This is a genomic window from Streptomyces xanthophaeus (genome assembly GCF_030440515.1).
In the GTDB taxonomy this organism is placed as follows: Bacteria; Actinomycetota; Actinomycetes; order Streptomycetales; family Streptomycetaceae; genus Streptomyces; species Streptomyces kutzneri.
The window spans coordinates 441,742-460,781 of record NZ_CP076543.1; the positions used below are offsets into that span (position 1 = coordinate 441,742).

Annotated in this window: 20 protein-coding genes; 8 read left to right on the top strand and 12 right to left on the bottom strand. The window is 72.7% G+C overall.

The genetic code is table 11. From position 1 onward, the window contains the following. Window positions 1-62 precede the first annotated feature (62 nt). The gene (locus KO717_RS02000; protein ID WP_301364032.1) at window positions 63-695 is read left to right on the top strand and encodes a TetR/AcrR family transcriptional regulator; all 633 of its coding nucleotides are present in this window, start codon (window positions 63-65) and stop codon (window positions 693-695) included. 215 nt (window positions 696-910) lie between these two features. Here the strand turns inward: KO717_RS02000 and KO717_RS02005 are convergent, their stop codons facing one another. Further along, window positions 911-1,453: a TerD family protein gene (locus KO717_RS02005; RefSeq protein WP_301364033.1), complete on the bottom strand. Its 543-nt coding sequence runs from the start codon at window positions 1,451-1,453 to the stop codon at window positions 911-913. A 460-nt stretch (window positions 1,454-1,913) separates the two neighbouring features. Between KO717_RS02005 and KO717_RS02010 the strand changes: the two genes are divergently transcribed. Further along, the gene (locus KO717_RS02010; protein ID WP_301364034.1) at window positions 1,914-2,735 is read left to right on the top strand and encodes a glutamate ABC transporter substrate-binding protein; all 822 of its coding nucleotides are present in this window, start codon (window positions 1,914-1,916) and stop codon (window positions 2,733-2,735) included. A 99-nt stretch (window positions 2,736-2,834) separates the two neighbouring features. Here KO717_RS02010 and KO717_RS02015 read toward each other — a convergent pair whose 3' ends face one another. Further along, the gene (locus KO717_RS02015; RefSeq protein ID WP_202197863.1) at window positions 2,835-3,401 is read right to left on the bottom strand and encodes a DJ-1/PfpI family protein; all 567 of its coding nucleotides are present in this window, start codon (window positions 3,399-3,401) and stop codon (window positions 2,835-2,837) included. 217 nt (window positions 3,402-3,618) lie between these two features. Here KO717_RS02015 and KO717_RS02020 point away from each other — a divergent pair, with 217 nt between their 5' ends. Both KO717_RS02020 and KO717_RS02025 read left to right on the top strand, forming a co-directional pair. Continuing rightward, window positions 3,619-4,437, top strand: coding sequence for an endonuclease I family protein (locus tag KO717_RS02020; protein WP_301364035.1), 819 nt, complete (start codon window positions 3,619-3,621; stop codon window positions 4,435-4,437). Between the two features lie 114 nt (window positions 4,438-4,551). After that, entirely contained in the window at window positions 4,552-4,860 is a 309-nt protein-coding gene (locus tag KO717_RS02025; RefSeq protein ID WP_301364036.1) for a DUF3040 domain-containing protein, read from the top strand. A 34-nt stretch (window positions 4,861-4,894) separates the two neighbouring features. Here the strand turns inward: KO717_RS02025 and KO717_RS02030 are convergent, their stop codons facing one another. From KO717_RS02030 to KO717_RS02040, 3 genes are all read right to left on the bottom strand, one after another. Next, a complete protein-coding gene (locus KO717_RS02030) occupies window positions 4,895-6,541 on the bottom strand; it encodes a beta-N-acetylhexosaminidase (RefSeq protein ID WP_301364037.1) in 1,647 nt (548 codons plus the stop codon). Window positions 6,542-6,613: 72 nt separating this feature from the next. Beyond that, window positions 6,614-7,051: a GlcG/HbpS family heme-binding protein gene (locus KO717_RS02035; protein ID WP_301364038.1), complete on the bottom strand. Its 438-nt coding sequence runs from the start codon at window positions 7,049-7,051 to the stop codon at window positions 6,614-6,616. 53 nt (window positions 7,052-7,104) lie between these two features. Then, the gene (locus KO717_RS02040; protein ID WP_301364039.1) at window positions 7,105-8,340 is read right to left on the bottom strand and encodes an MFS transporter; all 1,236 of its coding nucleotides are present in this window, start codon (window positions 8,338-8,340) and stop codon (window positions 7,105-7,107) included. Window positions 8,341-8,576: 236 nt separating this feature from the next. Between KO717_RS02040 and KO717_RS02045 the strand changes: the two genes are divergently transcribed. After that, entirely contained in the window at window positions 8,577-9,029 is a 453-nt protein-coding gene (locus KO717_RS02045) for a MarR family winged helix-turn-helix transcriptional regulator (protein ID WP_301364040.1), read from the top strand. A 325-nt stretch (window positions 9,030-9,354) separates the two neighbouring features. Then, entirely contained in the window at window positions 9,355-10,848 is a 1,494-nt protein-coding gene (locus tag KO717_RS02050; protein WP_301364041.1) for an IMP dehydrogenase, read from the top strand. Between the two features lie 118 nt (window positions 10,849-10,966). Here the strand turns inward: KO717_RS02050 and KO717_RS02055 are convergent, their stop codons facing one another. The 4 genes from KO717_RS02055 to KO717_RS02070 are packed head-to-tail and all read right to left on the bottom strand — an operon-like array spanning window position 10,967 to window position 14,166. Then, window positions 10,967-11,464, bottom strand: coding sequence for a hypothetical protein (locus tag KO717_RS02055; RefSeq protein WP_301364042.1), 498 nt, complete (start codon window positions 11,462-11,464; stop codon window positions 10,967-10,969). Continuing rightward, on the bottom strand, window positions 11,461-12,135 hold the full coding sequence (locus KO717_RS02060; RefSeq protein WP_301364043.1) for an RNA polymerase sigma factor: 675 nt from the start codon (window positions 12,133-12,135) through the stop codon (window positions 11,461-11,463). Before KO717_RS02060 ends, KO717_RS02055 begins: the two co-directional genes overlap by 4 nt. 8 nt (window positions 12,136-12,143) lie before the next feature. Beyond that, window positions 12,144-12,593 carry an LPXTG cell wall anchor domain-containing protein gene (locus KO717_RS02065; protein ID WP_301364044.1) on the bottom strand — a complete coding sequence of 150 codons (450 nt, stop codon included), beginning with the start codon at window positions 12,591-12,593 and terminating at the stop codon, window positions 12,144-12,146. A 43-nt stretch (window positions 12,594-12,636) separates the two neighbouring features. Next, entirely contained in the window at window positions 12,637-14,166 is a 1,530-nt protein-coding gene (locus KO717_RS02070) for a PLP-dependent aminotransferase family protein (RefSeq protein ID WP_301364045.1), read from the bottom strand. A 28-nt stretch (window positions 14,167-14,194) separates the two neighbouring features. Here KO717_RS02070 and KO717_RS02075 point away from each other — a divergent pair, with 28 nt between their 5' ends. After that, window positions 14,195-15,202, top strand: coding sequence for a DMT family transporter (locus KO717_RS02075; RefSeq protein ID WP_301364046.1), 1,008 nt, complete (start codon window positions 14,195-14,197; stop codon window positions 15,200-15,202). Window positions 15,203-15,322: 120 nt separating this feature from the next. On the opposite strand, the gene KO717_RS02080 is transcribed toward KO717_RS02075, so the two are convergent. Beyond that, window positions 15,323-15,952: a class I SAM-dependent methyltransferase gene (locus KO717_RS02080; protein WP_301364047.1), complete on the bottom strand. Its 630-nt coding sequence runs from the start codon at window positions 15,950-15,952 to the stop codon at window positions 15,323-15,325. Between the two features lie 103 nt (window positions 15,953-16,055). Here KO717_RS02080 and KO717_RS02085 point away from each other — a divergent pair, with 103 nt between their 5' ends. Further along, the gene (locus tag KO717_RS02085; RefSeq protein WP_301364048.1) at window positions 16,056-17,885 is read left to right on the top strand and encodes a serine/threonine-protein kinase; all 1,830 of its coding nucleotides are present in this window, start codon (window positions 16,056-16,058) and stop codon (window positions 17,883-17,885) included. Between the two features lie 66 nt (window positions 17,886-17,951). Here the strand turns inward: KO717_RS02085 and KO717_RS02090 are convergent, their stop codons facing one another. Both KO717_RS02090 and KO717_RS02095 read right to left on the bottom strand, forming a co-directional pair. After that, on the bottom strand, window positions 17,952-18,452 hold the full coding sequence (locus tag KO717_RS02090) for a GNAT family N-acetyltransferase (RefSeq protein ID WP_301364049.1): 501 nt from the start codon (window positions 18,450-18,452) through the stop codon (window positions 17,952-17,954). Between the two features lie 56 nt (window positions 18,453-18,508). Continuing rightward, window positions 18,509-18,883 (bottom strand): YbjQ family protein, encoded by a 375-nt coding sequence (locus KO717_RS02095; RefSeq protein ID WP_030717675.1) that lies wholly within the window; start codon window positions 18,881-18,883, stop codon window positions 18,509-18,511. Window positions 18,884-19,040: the final 157 nt, after the last annotated feature.

Below are 19,040 nucleotides of genomic sequence, written 5' to 3' on the forward strand. Positions count from 1 at the left end.
CGTTCCCGTACACTTCCGTAGTGGAACCTGCCGCCGAGGCGCCCCCGAGGAGAGCCGCATCCATGACGTCCACACCGACCCCCGCGCGCCGCTCCAAGATCACACCGGAGCGTGAGCAGGAGTTCTACGACGCCGTCCTGGAGCAGCTGCGCGAGTACGGCTACGAGGCCCTGACCATGGAGGGCGTGGCCGCCCGGGCCAGCTGCGGCAAGTCGACGCTCTACCGGCAGTGGAGGACCAAGCCCCGGCTCGTCGCGGCGGCCCTGCGCGCGGGCCGCCGCGGCACCCTCGTCGCGGTGGACACCGGGTCACTGGCCGGCGATCTGCGCGAGGCGGCCCGGATCGCGGCCGGGACCTCGGGCAGGGACACCCGGCTGACGCAGGCCCTCGGGCACGCCGTCCTCAGCGACGAAGAACTCCAGGCCGCCCTGCGCGAGGCGCTGGTCGAGCCGGAGCTGGCCGCGTTCGCCGAGATGGTCGGGCGGGCGGTGGCGCGCGGCGAGATCGCCGCGGACCATCCGGCCGTGGAGTTCCTGCCCGCCCAGCTGATGGGCGTGCTCAGGATCCGGCCGGTGCTGGAGGGGCGGTACGCGGACGCCGACTACCTGGTCCGGTTCGTCGACGCCGTGATGCTCCCGTCCCTGGGTCTCACGCCTTCCCACCCCACCGGCCCCCCGGCCGGTCAGGCCCCCTGAACCGGCGGGGCGCCGTCCTGATGACCTGACGGCGACCCGCCCGCGCTGCCTCGTGGGGACGGCGGCAGCGCGCCACCCGGACCGGGCGGCGACCACTCACCCCAGGAGTGGCCGCCACCCGGACCGGGCGGCGACCACTCACCCCAGGAGTGGCCGCCGCCCGGTCCGCGCGGCTCCGCACCGGCCCGGACAGCCCCGCACCGGCCCGGCCTGCGTCAGCGGAGCGCGCCCATGGTCCGGGCGAACACCTCCGGGTCGACGTCGAATCCGTGCAGCCGCAGCTCGAAGGACCAGGTTCCCGAGGCGTCACGGCCGAACTCGGCGACGGTGGCCGCTGTGGCGGCCGTCACGGACGCGAAGTCACCCTGGGCGAGGTCGGTGTGGCCCTCGCGGATCCGGAATCCGGTGCCGCCGATGTCGGCGAAGGTCTTCGTGCGGCCCGCGCCGCCGGCGTCGGCGTTCTGGATGACCACACCGACCACCACCCGGCCCGACTCCGGCGCCATCCGGTCCAGCTCGATGGTCATCACCTCGTCGAAGCCGAAGCCCTGGCCGGTGTGGCTGTCCCGGTTCAAGGTGATGGTTCCGTCGGGGGACCGGCTGCCGAAGTGCACGAGCTGGACGGGCGCCCCGTGGAGGTCCGCGGCGCCGTAGACCGCGGCGACGATGTCGAGGTCGTTCGCGGGCGTGCCCGTCGGGCTGGGGTCCCACCGCAGCGCGAACTCCACCTTGGCCAGCCCTTTGCGTACACCGGTCACCGAACTCCCCCTTCGTTCACGGGCATTGCGCGGCCATGATCCCACGCACCCCCCGGCCCGGCCCGAACGATCGTACGTTTCCGGCCATTCCGGCCTGTTCGGCCACCGGGCCCGGCCGTCGCCGTCCGCCCGGCGAGCGCCGTACCCGGACGCGCGCGACTCCGCGGTACAGACAAAACGGATTTGCCCTTATTCGCCCAAGAGGGGCATATTTCCGTCCCGTCGCGCCGGACCCGTTCCCGCGCCCGCCCCTATCCCCCGTTCCGACCTGCGCCAACCGCACGATCTGCGGCTGTCCGGATCGTTATCCTCAAGTTTTGCTCAAATCTAGTGACGGTGAGCCGTTCCGCTTCCTAGCTTCCTCGTACACGCGTCCCGACGTCCCCCACAATCGCGCGGTTCCACACGCCCCCGGCGATCCCGGTGACGCGTCCCGCGTTCGCCCAGGAAAGAGTGCAGCATGAAGGTTCCCCAGGCCGGTGCGGTCGCCGCAATGATCGCGATCGCCCTGACCGCCTCCGGGTGCGGCGTCTTCGACGATGGGGACCAGGGGGACGGGACCCTCGCCATCGGCATCAAGTTCGACCAGCCCGGCATAGGCATGCGGGAGACCGACGGCACCTTCACCGGATTCGACGTGGACGTCGCGACCTACGTGGCCAAGGAACTCGGCTACAAGTCGGACAAGATCGAATTCAAGCAGGTCTACAGCAACGACCGCGAACTGCTGCTCCAGTACAACGAGGTCAAGTTCGTCGTCGCGAGCTATTCGATCAACGACAAGCGCAAGGAGAAGGTCGACTTCGCCGGACCGTACTTCGTCGCGCACCAGGACCTGCTGACGCGTGCCGGCGACGCTTCGATCACCAAGGCCGAGGACCTCAATTCGAAGAGCCTGTGCTCGGTCTCCGGCTCCACCTCGGCCGAGAACCTCCGCAAGAACCTCGCCCCCAAGGCGGGCCTGCTGGAGATGTCCGGCTACGCGGACTGCGTCGTCGCGCTCCAGGAGAGCCGGGTCGACGCCATGACCACCGACAACTCCATCCTGGCCGGGTACGCCGCCCGGAAGGGCAACGAGAACAAGTTCAAGCTGCTCGGCCAGAACCTGAGCAACGAGAACTACGGCATCGGCGTCAAGAAGGGCAACAAGGAGCTCCAGCGCAAGATCAACGACGCGCTGAAGAAGATGGTCGCGGACGGCTCCTGGGAGACGGCCGTCAAGAAGAACTTCGGCGAGAACTACCGGTACGAGCCGGCTCCCGCCATCACTCCCGTCAGCTGACCTCCGGCGCGGCACGACCCGGCGGCCGTGCCCCCCCTCACGGGGGGGCACGGCCGCCGGTGTGTTCCGCGATCCTCGATCCGTGATCCGTGGCCCCGCTCAGGCCACCGGGGCCTTGCCGCGCAGCACCGTCAGGAACTCCCGCATCCAGCGCGAGTGGTCCGGCCAGGCCCGGGCCGAGACCAGGGTGCCGTCGACCACGGTCTCGGAGTCCTCGAACTCGGCCCCGGCCGCCTTCATGTCCAGCTCCAGCGCCGGGTACGCGGTCACCCGGCGGCCGGCCAGACCCCCGGCCGCGGCCGTGATGAGCGGGCCGTGGCAGATCTGGGCGATCGGCTTGTCGGATTCCGCGAAGGCGGCCAGGATCCGGCGCACTTCGGGGTCGTTGCGCAGGTATTCCGGCGCCCGGCCGCCCGGGACGACCAGGGCTGCGTAGTCCTCGGTGACGACGTCCGCGAAGGCCAGGTCTGCGGGCCAGGTGTAGCCGGGCTTCTCGGTGTAGGTGTCGAAGCCCTCCTCGAAGTCGTGGACCACGAACCGCAGTTTCTTCACCTGCGGCGCCGCGATGTGGACCTCGTACCCCTCCTCGCGCAGGCGCTGGTACGGATACAGGACCTCCAGCGACTCGGCCGCGTCGCCGGTCACGATGAGGATCTTCACTGCCATGGGCTGCTCCCGATCGGGCTGGTCATGGTCGTTCCGGCCCCACCGGGGCCACCGCTACCCTGCCCGCGGCGCGCGGCCGGCACACACGAAGATCCCCCACTCCCGACACATGGTTTTCACCTGTTCGGCACATGACAATGTGACCCTCGCTCTGCCACTGACACTCCGCCAATTCCCCGGGCGGGGACGGTGCGTATGGAGAGGTACCCCCCACCCGATGAGAATCTCGCGCCTGACCCCCTGGGCGGCCGGCCTCGCCGCCGCCGCCCTGTTCGCCGTACCGGCGGCCGCGTCCGCCGGCCAGCAGCGCCCGGCCGCCACGGAGAACCCGGCGACCGCCGCCGCGGACCCGTACGCGGACTACTACGCGAGCGCCCAGGGCAAGACCGGGCCCGCGCTGAAGGCCGCCCTGCACGACATCATCAAGAACCAGTCGAAGGTGACCTACGAGGGTGTGTGGAACGCCCTGAAGGTGACCGACCAGGACCCGGCGAACCCCAACAACGTCATCCTGGTCTACTCCGGCCGCTCGCAGTCCAAGGCGACGAACGGCGGCGGGGTCAACGACTGGAACCGCGAGCACGTCTGGGCCAAGAGCCACGGCGACTTCGGCACCGCCACCGGCCCGGGCACCGACCTGCACCACCTGCGTCCGGAGGACGTCACCGTCAACAGCACCCGCGGCAACAAGGACTTCGACAAGGGCGGCAGCCCGGTGAGCGAGGCGCCGGGCAGCCTGACCGACGCCGACTCCTTCGAGCCGCGTGACGCCGTCAAGGGCGACGTGGCGCGGATGCTGCTGTACATGGCCGTCCGCTACGACGGTGGTGACGGCTTCGCGGACCTGGAGCTGAACGACAAGGTCAACAATGGTTCCGCGCCCCTCTTCGGCCGGATCAGCCTGCTGAAGCAGTGGAACCAGATGGACCCGCCGGACGCTTTCGAGCAGCGCCGGAACCAGGTCATATTCGACCAGTTCCAGCACAACCGCAACCCGTTCATCGACCACCCGGAGTGGGTCAACTCCATCTGGTGACCGGGGCCCGCAGTCACGGCGTCCTCCGGGGGTTGGACCGCGTCAGGCAGGGTATTCCCCGGCCAGAGGCTGCGACCCGCGCCCGACGGCAGCAGCCGGCGGAGGTACGTCGTGATGGACGGAGCCGGACTCTCCGATCGCGAGCAGCGCGCCCTCTCCGCGATCGAGGCCGAACTCAAGGGTGACCGTTCCCTCGACCGGATCCTGCGGTCCACGTCGCACCGGCGTCACCGCACCGTGGCCGCCTGGCTGCTCGGTGTGGTGGCGGCGGTGCTGTTCGTGGCGGCATCGGTCACCGTCTCGCGGCTTCTGATCTGGGTTTTCGCCGCCGTCTGGACGTCGGCGGTGGTCCTGGCGCTGCCGCTGGCCGGCCAGTGGCTCCAGCGCCGCCGGCAGCGCGTCGACCGTTCGGGGCAGCTGTAGGCCTGCAGGCAGAGCCGCACGGCACCGGGGGCGGTCAGAGCCGGTCGGCGAGGGCCTTGAAGTCGGTCCAGGGCAGCTGGGGGGTGCGCGCGTCCCACACCTTCTGGGAGAGCGCGGCCAGCGGGGTCCGGATGCCCGCGGCCACCTGGTCCTGGGTCTGGGCGCCGGCCAGGTCGCTCCAGATCGCGAGGCGCCCGCCCAGGATCTGCGGCCCGTACGAGGCCGGGACGGGGGTCGTGCCGCGCAGTACGAGCGGGGTCCACTGTTCGTAGATCCGCTTCCCGGTGGGGTACGTGAACTGGTTGGGCTCCCCCAGCACGTAGTAGAGGTACTCGTCGTTGAGGTTGACGAGCTTGCGGCCTTCACGCAGGTACTCCAGCGGCGGCCGGGCGCCGTTCTCCTTGCCGGTCCAGTACTCGACCTGGATGTCCTTGGCGGCGCTCGTCACCCCGCCCGCGAAGAACCCGTCGTTCCACGCCTTGAGCGCCTTCCCCGACGGCCGGACCACGTCGGCGCGGTCGTTCAGCCAGCCCGTCGCCAGGTCCTGCACCCGCGCCGAGGGCCCGTAACGCTGCTGGGCGGCACGGGCGAGCTGGGGGAAGGAGGCCTGCGGGTCGCGGTAGACCAGCGCCTGGTACTCGTCGGCGCCCAGGTGCCAAGCCCCGCCGGGGAAGAGCGGGATGTATTCGCGCAGCAGCTCGTCCACCAGCTTGGCGGATGCCGGGTTCGATATGTCCACGGCTCCCTTGACCGCCCGCCCCTGCGTGTCGCGCAGCTGGAGGTCGGGGTGGGCGCGCAGGACCGCGCCGAGGTGGCCGGGCGAGTCGATCTCGGGAACGACCGTGATGTGCAGCCGGGCGGCGAGCGCGTTGATCTGGCGCACCTGGGCCTTGGTGAGGTGCGGGGTGGAGACGATCTCGGGGTGCGTGTCGGACTGGATGCGGAAGGCCTGGTCGTCGGAGAAGTGCAGGCCGAGCTGGTTGAGCTTGAGGTCGGCCATCTCGCGCAGCCGGTCCTCGATCCAGTCCGGGGAGAAGTACTTGCGGGCTATGTCGAGGTTGAGGCCGCGCTGCGGCTTGGCGGGGGCGTCGCGCACCGTGCCCTCGGGGGCCGACCCGGCGCTCTTGACCGCCTGCTTGAGGGTGCGCGTGCCGTAGAAGACCCCGGCCTGGTCGGGGCCGTTGATCCGGACGCGGCCGTCCTTGACGTCGAGGGTGTACGACTCGGGCCCTCCCGCGGCCCCCGCGTCCAGGGACAGCTCCACATCCCCGGACCGCGGCGCCGCCGACTCCCCGTATCCGATGCGCAGTTCACCGGCGAGCAGCTTGGCCTCGTCGGCGAGCGCGGCGGTGTCGTCCGGGGCGACGACCACTCGGGCGTCGGGGGTGGGCTTCCAGCCGGGGCCGCGGGCGGGTACGTGCTCCCGTACCGCCGGGATGGTGCGCGGGGCGGTGGACAGGGGGTAGGACGGGGTCGGCGTGGGGGTGGGGGCGGCTTCGGCCGGGCGCGCCGCCGTCGCGGAGGAGGTGGCGGAGGCGGAGGCGGTGGAGGAGTCGGCGGGGCCGCGGGCGCGCGCCTCGTCCGAGGCGGCCGTGCAGCCCGGCAGGGCAAGGGTGACCAGCGCGGCGACCGTTGCCGTCGCGATGGTGCGGACCCTCGTGTGCCGTCTCGGTGTGCTCATCATGTGCCCCTGTCCCCCGTACCAACGTGGCACGGGGGACACGGGCGCGCGACCCGGCGGTCCGGGGCGGCCTCAGACGAGGGCGTCCCGCGCGGCGGCGGCGAAGCCGTGGTCCTGGTCCGGGGCGCCGCCGACACCGATGGCGCCGATGAGGCGGCCGTCGCGGTGGACGGGCAGCCCGCCCGCGATGAACAGGAGGGGCCGGTCGAGGGCCGTGGGCAGGGTGTGGAAGGGGCCGCCGGGCCGGACGGCTTCGACGAGGTCGGCGGTGGGCGCGTTCAGCTGGAGTGCGGTGTAGGCCTTACGGGTGCTGGTCTCGCCGGAGATCAGTACGGCGCGGTCGTCGCGGCGGAAGGCGAGCAGGTGACCGCCGGCGTCGAGGACGGTGACGCTGACCGTGGCCCCGGCCGCTTCGGCGGCAGCGCCGGCGGTGGCGACGAGCAGCTCGGCGTCCTCGGTGGTCAGGGGGGCGACGGCGGTGCGGGCGGTGGTGGAGGCGGGGACGGACATGCGGTGTTTCTCCTTGCGGGCGGGGATGCGTGCGTACGGGGGAAGGGGGTGGATCAGTGGTGGGCGGGGAGGGCCACGGTGGCCTCGGGTGCGTCGGCCGACCCGGCCGCGACTCGGCCGCCGCCGCGGGCCGCGCGCCGCGTCGTACGGCGTTCCAGCGCGCCGGAGACGAGGGCGAGCACCAGGGCGGAGGCGGCCAGCGCCGCGCCGACCCAGTTGGGGGCGGTCCAGCCGAATCCGGCGGCGATCACGAGCCCGCCGAGCCAGGCGGCGAGGGCGTTGCCGAGGTTGAAGGCGCCGATGTTGACGGCCGAGGCCAGGGTGGGCGCCCCGGCGGCCTGGTCCAGGACGCGCTTCTGGAGCGGCGGCACGGTGGCGAAGCCGAGGGCGCCGATCAGTACGAGGGTGGCGGCCGCGCCTGCCTTGGTGTGGGCGGTGAGGGTGAAGACGGCGAGGGTGACGGCGAGGGCGCCCAGGGCCACGTACAGCATCGGCATCAGCGCGCGGTCGGCGTAGCGGCCGCCGATGAGGTTGCCGGCGACCATGCCCAGGCCGAAGAGGACGAGGAGCCAGGTGACGGAGGAGTCGGCGAAGCCGGCCACGTCGGTCATCATCGGGGTGACGTAGGTGATCGCGGCGAAGACGCCGCCGAAGCCGAGGACGGTCATCGCCATCGCGAGCAGTACCTGGACGTTGCGGAAGGCGGCGAGCTCGCGGCGGATCCGCACCCCGCCCTCGGGCCGGGGCAGCTCGGGTACCAGCCGGGCGATGCCGAGCAGGCCGACGACGCCGAGCGCGGCGACGATCAGGAAGGTGACGCGCCAGCCGAGGGTCTGTCCGACGAACGTGCCGAGGGGGACGCCGACGACGTTGGCGACCGTCAGTCCGGTGAACATCATGGCGATCGCGCCGGCCTTCCTCTCGGGGGCGACGAGCCCGGCGGCGACGACCGCGCCGATGCCGAAGAAGGCGCCGTGGGCGAGCGAGGCGACGACGCGGCCGGCGAGCATGACGCCGAAGGCGGGGGCGAGGGCGGAGAGCACGTTGCCCGCGATGAAGAGGCCCATGAGCAGCATCAGCATGCGCTTGCGGGGGATGCGGGTGCCGAGCACGGTCATGAGGGGCGCGCCGAGGACGACGCCGAGGGCGTAGCCGGTGACCAGGAAGCCCGCGGTGGGGATCGAGACCCCGTACGTGCCGGCGACCTCGGGGAGCAGACCCATGATCACGAATTCGGTGGTGCCGATCCCGAAGGCCCCGATGGCGAGGGCGAGCAGTGCGAGAGGCATGGGGGAGGTGTCCTTCAGGGGAGGGGGTGGTGCGGGGTGCACGGGGGTGACGGCCTGATCGCGGTCGAGCGTGCTGGTGAGGGACCTGGGCCGACCGGGGCGATCGATTGCGGTCGCCGTTTGCCTGCGTCCACATTAATTGCAGACGCGGGATATTTGCAAGCGCGGGATATTGCGTATGTGGACTATCCTGGTGGTCACACACTCCAGCCCGGGACGCTTCGACGGAGGAGCCCATGACGGCCACGGACAGCGCGCTCACCGCCCTCTCCCAGGGCTGGTGCGCCCTTTCCCTCCTGCACGGACGGATCGAGGCGCACATCGAACGGGCCCTGCAGGCCGGCCACGGCCTCAGCGTGCGCGAGTATTCGCTGCTCGACGTCCTCAGCCGTCAGCACAGCGGCCCGGGCGGGCACCTGCGGATGCACCAAGTCGCCGATTCGGTGGTGCTCAGCCAGAGCGCGACGACCCGGCTGGTGAGCAGGCTGGAGGACCGCGGCCTGCTGAACCGCTACATCTGCGACACCGACCGGCGGGGCATCTACACCGACGTCAGCGAGGCGGGCCTGACCCTCCTGGCCGCGGCCCGCCCCACCAATGACACCGCCCTGCGCGAGGCCTTGGACGAGGCCTCACGCACACCCGAACTCGCCCCGCTGGTCACGGCGGTGGAGAACCTCCGGAGCTGACTCGCGCCGGACGGTGCTGCGCACGGCCGGGGCATGGCGGCCAAGTGCGAGGAGGGGAAGCCGACTTCGGCGCTGCGGTAAGATCACGTATGGCGCAATGGAAGTCAGCGCCTGTGCAGCACCGCGCGGAGGATCCGGTCTGCCGTGCCTCAGCCGCCGATTCGGCCGCGCATGCGAGCACTGCTCTGCCGGGTGCGCCCGCTCTGAGGATCTCCAGAGCGCCCTCTTCCGACGGCGCGCCACCGGCCGGCACCGATCCGTACTGCCCGTACGAGCCCCGCCGGTCCTTCGCCGATCGGTGCGCAGGCTCCTTGCTGGAGACCATGTGAAAATCCTCCCCGAGATTTCTCGTACGCTGAGCGAATACCTCCTCATCCCGGGCCTGACCACAGAAGACTGCACGCCGGACCATGTGGATCTCGGGGCGCCGCTGGTGCGTCACCGGGTCGGCGAGGAGCCGGCCATTCGGGTCGCCACGCCCATGGTGAGTGCCATCATGCAGGCGGTGTCGTCACCGTCGCTGGCGGTGGCGCTGGCGCAGGTCGGCGGGTTGTCGTTCATCCACCAGAATCAGCAGATCGAGGACCAGGCCGCGGACGTGCTGGTGGTGAAGCGGCACAAGGCCGGCTTCCGGACCAGCGAGATCACCGTGGCGCCGCAGACGCCTCTCGGTGAGGTCGCCCGGCAGCTGTCCGAGGCCGAGCAGGGCGTGGCGGTGGTCACGCAGAGCGGGGACGCGGACGGCGAGTTCCTGGGGGTCATCAGCCTCGACGACTTCCATGTGGAGCGTCACGGGGCTTCCGAGACCGCAGGCAACCGGATGCGGGGCCGCGCCGGCCTGGTCACCGCGCCGGCCTCGGTCTCCCTGTCCGAGGCGAACGAACTGATCTGGCAGCACCACTTGGACGTTCTGCCGGTGCTGGAGGACGGCCGGGTCGTCTCCTTGGTCCTCAAGAAGGACTATCAGGCCCACAAGACGTATCACCGCGCGACGGTGGACAGCGGAAAGCGCCTGCGGGTGGGTGCCGGTATCAATTCCCGTGACTTCAAGGACCGCATTCCCGCCCTGCTGGAGGCCGGCGCGGACGTGCTGTGTCTGGACTCCTCCGACGGCTATTCCGTATACCAGGCGAGGACCCTCGAATTCGCCCGGGAGACGTACGGGGATGACGCTTTCGTCGGCGCGGGGAACGTCGTCGACGGCAGGGCCTTCCGCTACCTGGCCGATGCGGGCGCGGCGTTCGTGAAGGTCGGGATCGGCGGCGGAGCCATCTGCACCACCCGGGCGCAGAAGGGCATCGGCCGCGGGCAGGCCTCCGCGCTGCTCGATGTGGTCCAGGCGCGCGACGCCTACGCCCAGGAAACCGGTGTGTACGTGCCGCTGTGCTGCGACGGCGGCCTGCTCAACGACTCACACATGGCGATAGCGCTGGCGATGGGGGCGGACTTCATCATGCTCGGCCGCTACTTCGCCCGGCTCGACGAAAGCCCGTCGCGGAAACTGCAGATCGGCGACCAGTGGTACAAGGAGTACTGGGGTGAGGGATCGCGGCGCGCCCAGAACGCCGCCCGGTACGGCCAGCGCGGCCGGATGGTCTTCGAGGAGGGTGTCGACGGCTACGTGCCCTACGCCGGCAGCCTGTACGACAACGTGGAGCGGACCCGGACGAAGCTCACCTCGACGATGATCAGCTGCGGGTCGACCAACCTGCGGGACTTCCACCGCGATGCGCTGCTCGTACCGGTGTCCGCGGAGTCGTTCAAGCAGACAGGCGCTGAGGTGCAGCTGCGCCGGCCCACCGTCGACCCCGGAGAGTGATCCGACCGGCCCGGGGCCGAAGCGGCCCCGGGCCCAGTGGCCGTGTGTCGGATCCCCACGTCGCACAAGACATGATCACGAACGAACAGGATCCGTTGTCAACAGGCCTGGAGACGGCCTAGCGCGGGGCGGAGCTCGGCGGCGGCGAGGACGTGACGATGACTCCCCGCGCGGCGGACGGGCTCGCCGACGGGGGCTGCGAGCCCGATGCCCTGGGTGAGACCGGGACCGACGGGCTCACCGATCCGGTGGGGGGCGTGGACACGGACGGGGTCGGGCGCCCGGATCCGGAGGGGCGGGGGGCGGGTGACGTCGGGTCCTGCGGGGAGGGGCCGGGCGTCGTGATCCGCGGCGGGTTGGCCGGCAGTCCCGGGCCCGGCGACGGATCCGGGGCGAGCAGCAGGTAGCCGATCCCGGCCGCCGCGGCCGCCGCCAGGCCCGCCAGCGGCAGCGCGAACCGTCGCAGCCCGGCCATCGGCAGACGTCCCGGGTGCGCCCCCGGCGGCTCCGCGGGCCGCAGCCGGCGGACGTCGATGCTGTCCGCGCGCGCGTCGAGGGCCTGCCGCAGCCGGCGCTCGACGGGGCGCTCGGTGAGGCGTTCGCCGTCACGCGTCATATCCGTCCCTCCAGAATCCGTTCCAGGGCGTCCAGGCCGCGGCTCGCGTTGGACTTCACCGCTCCGCGGCTGATCCCGAGGGTGGCCGCGATCTCCGCCTCGCTGAGATCGGCCCAGTACCGCAGCACCAGCACCTGGCGGCGGCGCGGCGTGAGCCGGCCGAGCGCGGCGAGCACCTCGCGGTGTGCCTCGTCCAGGACCACGTGGTCCTCGGCGGACGGTATGTCGGCCGCCGCCGGCGGGGTCCAGGCCCGGACGGTACGCCGGCGGCGCAGGACCGAGCGCGAGGTGTTGACCACCGCGGTACGCAGGTAGCCCAGCGCGTTGTCGACCTCGGTGATGTGCTCCCCGTGCCGCCGGTAGAGGGCGGTGAAGGCGTCCTGGACCACGTCCTCGGCGGTGGCCAGGTCGTCGACGAGCAGCACCGCGAGCCGGACCATCCGCAGCCGGTGCGCGTGGTAGAGCTCGCTGACGGTGGGCGGCCGCTGGTCGCCGTGGGCCGTGGGGTCGTACGGGGACCAGGAGCCGTACGGGGATCCGTGCGAGGAGCCGTACGGCCGCGGGGAGACCGGCGGGGCGGAACGCTCCCCGCGCAGCAACGGCCAAAGGCCCCGCCACGCCCGGCCGAAGCCGGGCATGAGGGGGCCGACGGGTGATGCGAGTCGGAGCACGGGATTCCTCAGCTGTTCGCGCGGCGCCGTACGGCGTACAGGGCTCCCGCGCCGGCGAGGACCAGGCCCGTGGCCCCCGCCCCCATGGCGATGGTCGTCGCCGAGGAGCCAGTATGCGCGAGCTCCGCCGCACCGGGTGCGGCGGCGGGCTCGGAGGGCGACGCGCTGGGCCTGGTGCTCGAACCCGGGGCCGGCGAGACGACGCCGGGGCCCGCGCTCGGAGACGCGCTGGGGGCTGCGCTCGGGGACGCGCTCGGCGGGGTGCTCACCGACGGGGAGGGCTTGGGCCCGCCCGCCGTGGGCGAGGCGCCGGCGGGCACGCTGACCGACGGGGAGGGCGTGGCCGAGCTGCCGCCCGCGGCGAAGGCGGGACCGGCGAGGGCGACGGCCACTGCGGCGGCGGCAGCGGTGAAGGCCGTCCGGCGGAAGGCCAGGGGGACACGCTTCAGGTTCTTCACGGTGGTTCTCCACGGTCGGGTCGAGGACGCGGGACTGCGCCCTTCACCCCCGCACGACGCGCGACCCCCGGGGAGGTTGCCGCCGTTCCGGAAAAACTTTCCGGCCGGTGTCCGGGAGCCCGCCGACGACACTGCCCAGGGCCGTGGCGAGGGTGGCGATGCCCTCCTCGATCTCTCCGGCCGAGCCGGCCGCGTAGCCGAGGATCAGGCCTGGCGGGCCGGGCCTGACGCGGTGCCAGGACAGCGGATGGGCCTTGACCCCCAGGGCCAGGGCCGCCGAGGCCAGTGCCGTGTCGTCGAAGCCGGCGCCGTCGAAGGTGACCATCAGGTGCAGCCCGGCCGCCGCGCCGTGCACCCGGGCGCCCGGCAGCTGCTCGGCGACGGCCCGCAGCATGGCGTCGCGGCGGCGGCGGTGGCGGCGCCGCACGTAGCGCAGGTGCCGTTCCAGTTCGCCCGAGTCCATCAGCCGGGCGAGGACCAGCTGGGCGAGGACCGGATTGCCGAGGTCGGCGTAGCGCTTGGCGGCGGTCACGGCGTCGCGCAGGCGCGGCGGGACCAGCAGCCAGCCCAGGCGCAGGGCGGGGGCGAGGAGCTTGGACACGCTGCCGGCGTAGCAGACCGCCTCGGGCAGCAGGGCGCGCAGGGCGGGGACGGGGGCCCGGTCGTAGCGGTGCTCGGCGTCGTAGTCGTCCTCGATGACCAGTCCCCCGGCGGCCGCCCAGCCGAGCAGCTCGCGTCGGCGCTCGCCGTCGAGGACGACCCCGGTCGGGAACTGGTGCGCCGGTGTGAGCAGGACGGCACCGGCTCCGCTCGCCCGCAGCGCGGCCACGTCCAGCCCGGCCTCGTCCACCCGTACGGGGACCGGCTCCAGCCGCCCGTACTCCAGTTGCTGCCGGGCGCCCAGCGAGCCCGGGTCCTCCACCGCGATCCGGTGGACGCCTTCCTCCCGCAGGACGTACGCCAGCAGCGCGAGCGCCTGGGCGACGCCCGCGACGACGACCACCTCGTCGGGGTCGGCCCGGATCCCCCGGTTCCGGGCCAGCCAGCCGACGACCGCCTCGCGCAGTGCGGGCGCGCCCTGGGGGTTGCCGTAGCCGAAGTCGGCCGGGGTGAGCGAGGCGAGGACCCGGCGCTCGGCCTGCAGCCAGGCCGTACGCGGGAACGCGGTGAGGTCGGGGACCCCGGGCGAGAGGTCGATCCGGCACGGCACGGCCCGCAGGGCGTCGACCGGTCCGCCGCGTTCCGGTGGGCGGGAGGCGGTGGCCACCGGTGGCGGCGCGGCGACGACCACGGTGCCGCCCCGGCCCCGGCCGCTGACCTGGCCGGTCTCGGCGAGGCGCTGGTAGGCCTCGGTGACGAGCCCCCGGGAGACCCGCAGTTCGGCGGCGAGGACACGGCTGGCCGGGAGCCGGGAGCCGACCGGGAGGGTGCCGTCGGCGATGGCTGCGCGGAGCCGGCCCGCCAGCCATTCGGTGCGGCCGCCCGGTGGGGCCTGGCCGACGTCGAGCTGGAGGAAGTCCGAGCCGCTCGGACTTTTGGACCCCTCGGTAGCACCTTCATTGGACCTGCTCATGGGGCCATTGTGCGGCCACGCTGGCTCCATGCAGACACAACCCGCCTCCACCCCCTCGCCCGCCTCGACCGCCGCACCCGCCGCACCCGCCACGTCCGCCACGTCCGCCTCCGACTCTGCCTCCGCCGCTTCTGCCGGCTCCACCGCGTTCCGTGACCTGCTCCCGGGGATCGCGGGGATGGCTCTGGTCGGCAGCAGCGTCACGGTCTCGCGGGCGCTCGTCGACGCCCCGCTGTTCACCACCCAGGCCCTCCGGTACGCGGCCGCCGCGCTGCTGCTGTTCGGGCTGGCCCGGGCCGCCCGGGTGACGATCCAGCGGCCGCAGGGCCGGGAGTGGCTGTGGCTGGCCGGGATCGCGGCGACCGGACTGGTGCTGTTCAACGTGGCCGTGGTCCGCGGGGTCGCACACGCCGAACCGGCCGTCATCGCCGTCGCGGTGGCCTCCGTACCGATCCTGCTGGGTCTGCTCGGCCCCTTCCTGGAAGGGCGGCGGCCCAGCCGTCGGGTGCTGCTGGCGGCTCCGGTGGTGGTCGCGGGGGCGGTCCTGGTCGAGGGGACGGGCCGGACGGACGCCGCGGGGGTGGCCTGGGCGGCGCTCGCGCTGGGCTGCGAGGCCGCCTTCACCCTGCTCGCGGTGCCGGTGCTGCGCCGGCACGGGGCGTGGGGGGTGTCCGTGCACGCGGTATGGCTGGGCGCGCTGATGCTGGCGGGCCTCGCCGTCGCCTTCGAGAGCCCGGCCGAACTGTCGTCGCTGGGGCGGTCCCAGTGGGCGGCCGCCGGCTACCTCGCCGTCATGGTGACGGCGGTGGCCTTCCTGCTCTGGTACCGCACGGTGGCCGCCGTGGGCACCGGCCGCGCCGGCCTGCTGGCCGGGATCGCGCCCCTGGCCGCTGCCGGCGCGGGTGTCCTCACGGGCAGTGGGGTCCCGGGCCCGGCGGTGTGGCTGGGCCTGCTGGTGGTGATCGCAGGGCTGGCGGCGGGCTTGCGTCCGGACCGTGCCCCTCGGGAGGGTGCACGGGCGACTCTGCGAAAGTGAAGTCTGCGGTCAGCCGCTCCAGCTCGCGTACCGCGGCGCGCCGAACGGCCGCCGCTCGCCCGGGGCAGCGGCACACTCACCGACCCGACCCGACCCGATCCGCCCCGATCCGACGGCACCTCACACGTTCCGGCGCGCGTAGCAGAAGAGGTGCTCCTCCGGGCCCGCCCGGTCGTCGGCGGGCTGGAAGTACGCGGTGTGGTGGTGCAGCACCTCCAGGCCCAGGCCGGCGAGTCTGTCCAGGTGGTCCGCCGTGGAGAGGCTGCTGACGGTGACCTCGTGGCCCATCCACTCGATGTCCAGGCCCCGGATGTCCCCCGGCACCGTGGCCATCACGAAGTACCCGCCCGGCGCGACCCAGGACGCCATGCGGTCCAGCGCACCCGCGACCTCCGGCTGGTCCATCACCAGCAGCGGGAAGAAGGAGCACACCGCGTCGAAGCCGGCCCGCTCGGGCGTGTACGTCCGTACGTCGGCCTGCTCGAAGCGGGCCTGCGGGACTCTCGCACGGGCCAGTTCGACCATGGCCGCCGAGACGTCGATGCCGGTGACGGCGCAGCCGGCCCGGACCAGCATCTCGGCGGTGGGCCGCCCGGTGCCGCTGCCCACGTCCAACACCCTTGCTCCGGAGGGCAGTCGGGCGGCGAGCCAGTCCAGGGCCGCCAGTTGGCCGGGAACCCGCCCGAAGACCTCCTCGTAGCGCTCCCCCAGATCGTCGAACACCTCTGCCGCCGACTTGCGTTGACTCATAGGGCCGCCCCTTCGCCTCGGAGCACCACCGTACCGGCGTGGTGCCGTGACCGGCGACGCTCCCCGTTAGGATCTGGGATAAATGATCATCAAGGGGGAGCCCATGTCCAACACCGACGACGCCGTACTGAGACCGCTCGGTCCGGAGGATCCGCAGGAGATCGCCGGCTACCGGCTGCTCGCGAAGATCGGCGAAGGCGGTATGGGTTCCGTCTACCTCTCGCGGACCCGCGGGAACCAGCCGGTCGCCCTGAAGGTCATCCGCCGCGAGTTCGCCCAGGAGCAGGACTTCCGGGTCCGCTTCGAGCGCGAGGTGCAGGCGGCCCGCCGCGTGCAGGGCTACCACATCGTTCCGGTGCTCGACCACGACACCAGTGGTGAACAGCCGTGGCTGGCCACCGCGTTCGTGCCGGGTCTGGCGCTCGACGACGCCCTCGCCACCCACGGCCCGCTGCCGCTGCCCGCGGTGTTCCAGCTGATCGGCTGCACGGCGCAGGCCCTGCACTCCATCCACGCCGCCTCGGTGGTGCACCGCGACCTCAAGCCGAGCAACATCCTGCTCGGTTCGAACGGCCCGTGGGTGATCGACTTCGGTATCGCGCGGGCCACCGACACCACCCAGCTGACGCGCAGCGGCGGGTTCATCGGGACGCCGCAGTACATGTCCCCCGAGCACGCGCTCGGCCGGACGGTCACCGCCGCGACCGACGTCTTCGCGCTGGGTCTGATCGCGGCGGTCGTGGCCACCGGCCGCCACCCGTACGGCGACGGCGGGGGCCTCTCGATCGCCGCCGCGATAGCCAACACCCCGCAGCAGGCGCCGGACCTGAGCGGCTACCCGGAGCCGCTGCGCCAGCTGTTGGAGCGCTGCCTGCACTCCGATGCCGCGCAGCGGCCCACCCCGGCCGAGCTCGCCGAGTGGTGCGGCCGGGCGGCGGGCCGGGAACTGCGTGACTTCGACGGCTGGCTGCCCGCGCCGCTGGCCGCGGAGATCGCCCGGCGCGAGCGGTCCGCGCAGGCACAGGCCCAGGCGCCGGCGCCGTCCCCGACGCACGTCCCGGCACCTGTGCACGCCCCGGCCCCGCCCGCCTACGCGCCCACCCAGGCGTCCGGGCCGGTCCCGCCGGCGTACGCACCGACGCCGGGCCCGGGCCCGGCGGGCGGCCCGCACCCGCCGCTGTACGGCGCGCCCACCGCCGCGCCGGCCTACGCCGCCCCGGCCTACGGTGCCCCGGCCTACGGTGCACCGGCAGCACCGCCCGCCCCCGCCCCGGCGGCGCGGCGCAACCGTGTGCCGCTGGTCGTCGGCGCGGGCGTCCTGGCCGTCGCCCTCGCCGCGGGCGGCACCTGGTACCTCACGCGCGAGGACGACAGCGGCGCGAAGCAGACCGCGGGCGACAGCAAGGAGAAGACGGCGGACGCCCCGAAGGACGCGGCGCCGGCGGCGCAGGCCGGCGGCTCGACACCCTCCGCCTCGTCCTCGTCCTCACCCAACGCCTCGCCCTCCGGACGCACCTACACCGCGGTGTTCAAGGACAAGCCGCTCAAGCTCCTGGCGCCCAGGGAGTTCGGCAAGGTCAACGACGTCGACCTCGACTTCCCCAAGGTGGCCACGAACGGAGAGGTCGGCTGGCAGGACCAGGAGCTGGCGATGGGCTACGACGGGGTCAAGAGTTCGACCTCGTTCGGCAAGAGCAAGGGTCCCACCCCCGAACAGTGCGAGACCGGGGCCGCCACCGACCCCATTCCCAACCGGCTGCGGGAGGCGGACCTCACCGGCGCGGACAGCACCATCGTCCAGGGTGACCTGTTGTGCACCGTCACGACCAAGGGCAACCTGGCCATGGTGAAGATCGTCAGCCTCGAGCCCTCGACCGACAAGAACTACACGGTTCCGACCTACATCACCGAAGTGACCCTCTGGAAGCGGTAGGCCCGGCCGTGGGCAGGGCGTGAGCCCGACGGGCCGGACCGGCTCACCTGCAGCGGCGTGTTCCCCTCACAGGGAACGTTCCATGCAGACCAGCCGGTCCCGCTCGTCCCACGATCCGGCGACGGTGAAGCCGAGCCGTTCGTACAGCGCGATCGCGCCCGCCCGCCACTGCCACACCGAGAGCCGGACCGCGTCGAGGCCGCTCTCCTCGGCATGCGTCAGCGCGGCGCCGACGAGACGGCGCGCGATGCCCAGCCCGCGGAACTCCGGGTCCGTCCAGAGCCTCTTGACCTCGGACCGCCCGTCCACGGGGGCGGCCACCACCAGGCAGCCCACCGCGGTGTCCCCGACCCACGCCAGCAGCACGGCATCGCGGGCGAAGGCCAGTTGCGGATCCGTGATCTCCGCGCGGTAGCGGCCCGGCAGTGCGTCGGCGTCGGCGACGGCCTCGCCCTTCTCCTCCTGCGTCCGCAGGTGGTAGGCGGTCAGCAGCCCGGCCAACCCGTCCTGGGCACAGAGGTCACGACCCGGCCGGCGGACGATGACAACCTCTCGTGGTTCGCTCACGCAGGGAGCATCGCATCCCGGCGCGCACGGGCCGGGGGCGGGGGCCGGGGGGCGGGTCAGGTGGAGGCGGGGACGAGGACGACGGCCGTCCCGTACGCGCACACCTCGGTCCCGACGTCCTGTGCGTCGGTGACGTCGAAGCGCATCATCAGCACGGCGTTGCCGCCGCGCGCCTTCGCCTGCTCGATGAGCCGGTCCATGGCCTGGTTCCGGGTCTCCACCAGGGTCTTGGTGAGGCCCTTCAGTTCGCCGCCGATCATCGACTTCAGGCCCGCGCCGATCTGGCTGCCCAGGTGGCGGGAGCGGACGGTGAGGCCGAAGACCTCGCCGATGACGCGCTCGACCCGGTAGCCGGGGACGTCGTTGGTCGTCACGACGAGGACGCCGCTCTCGTGTGCGCCGGCGCCGCCGCCGTAGTCATCGATACCCATGGCACCCACTCTCGCGCGGGCTGCCACCGCCCGCACCCCAGGCGGGTCCGGCCCCGCACTGCGATGGAGCAAATTGGTCATATCGGGTTAAACGACGGTGAGCCACCGGGGCTATCCGCCCCGCCCTCGTCATAGTCGTCCCTGGCAACCGCCTGGT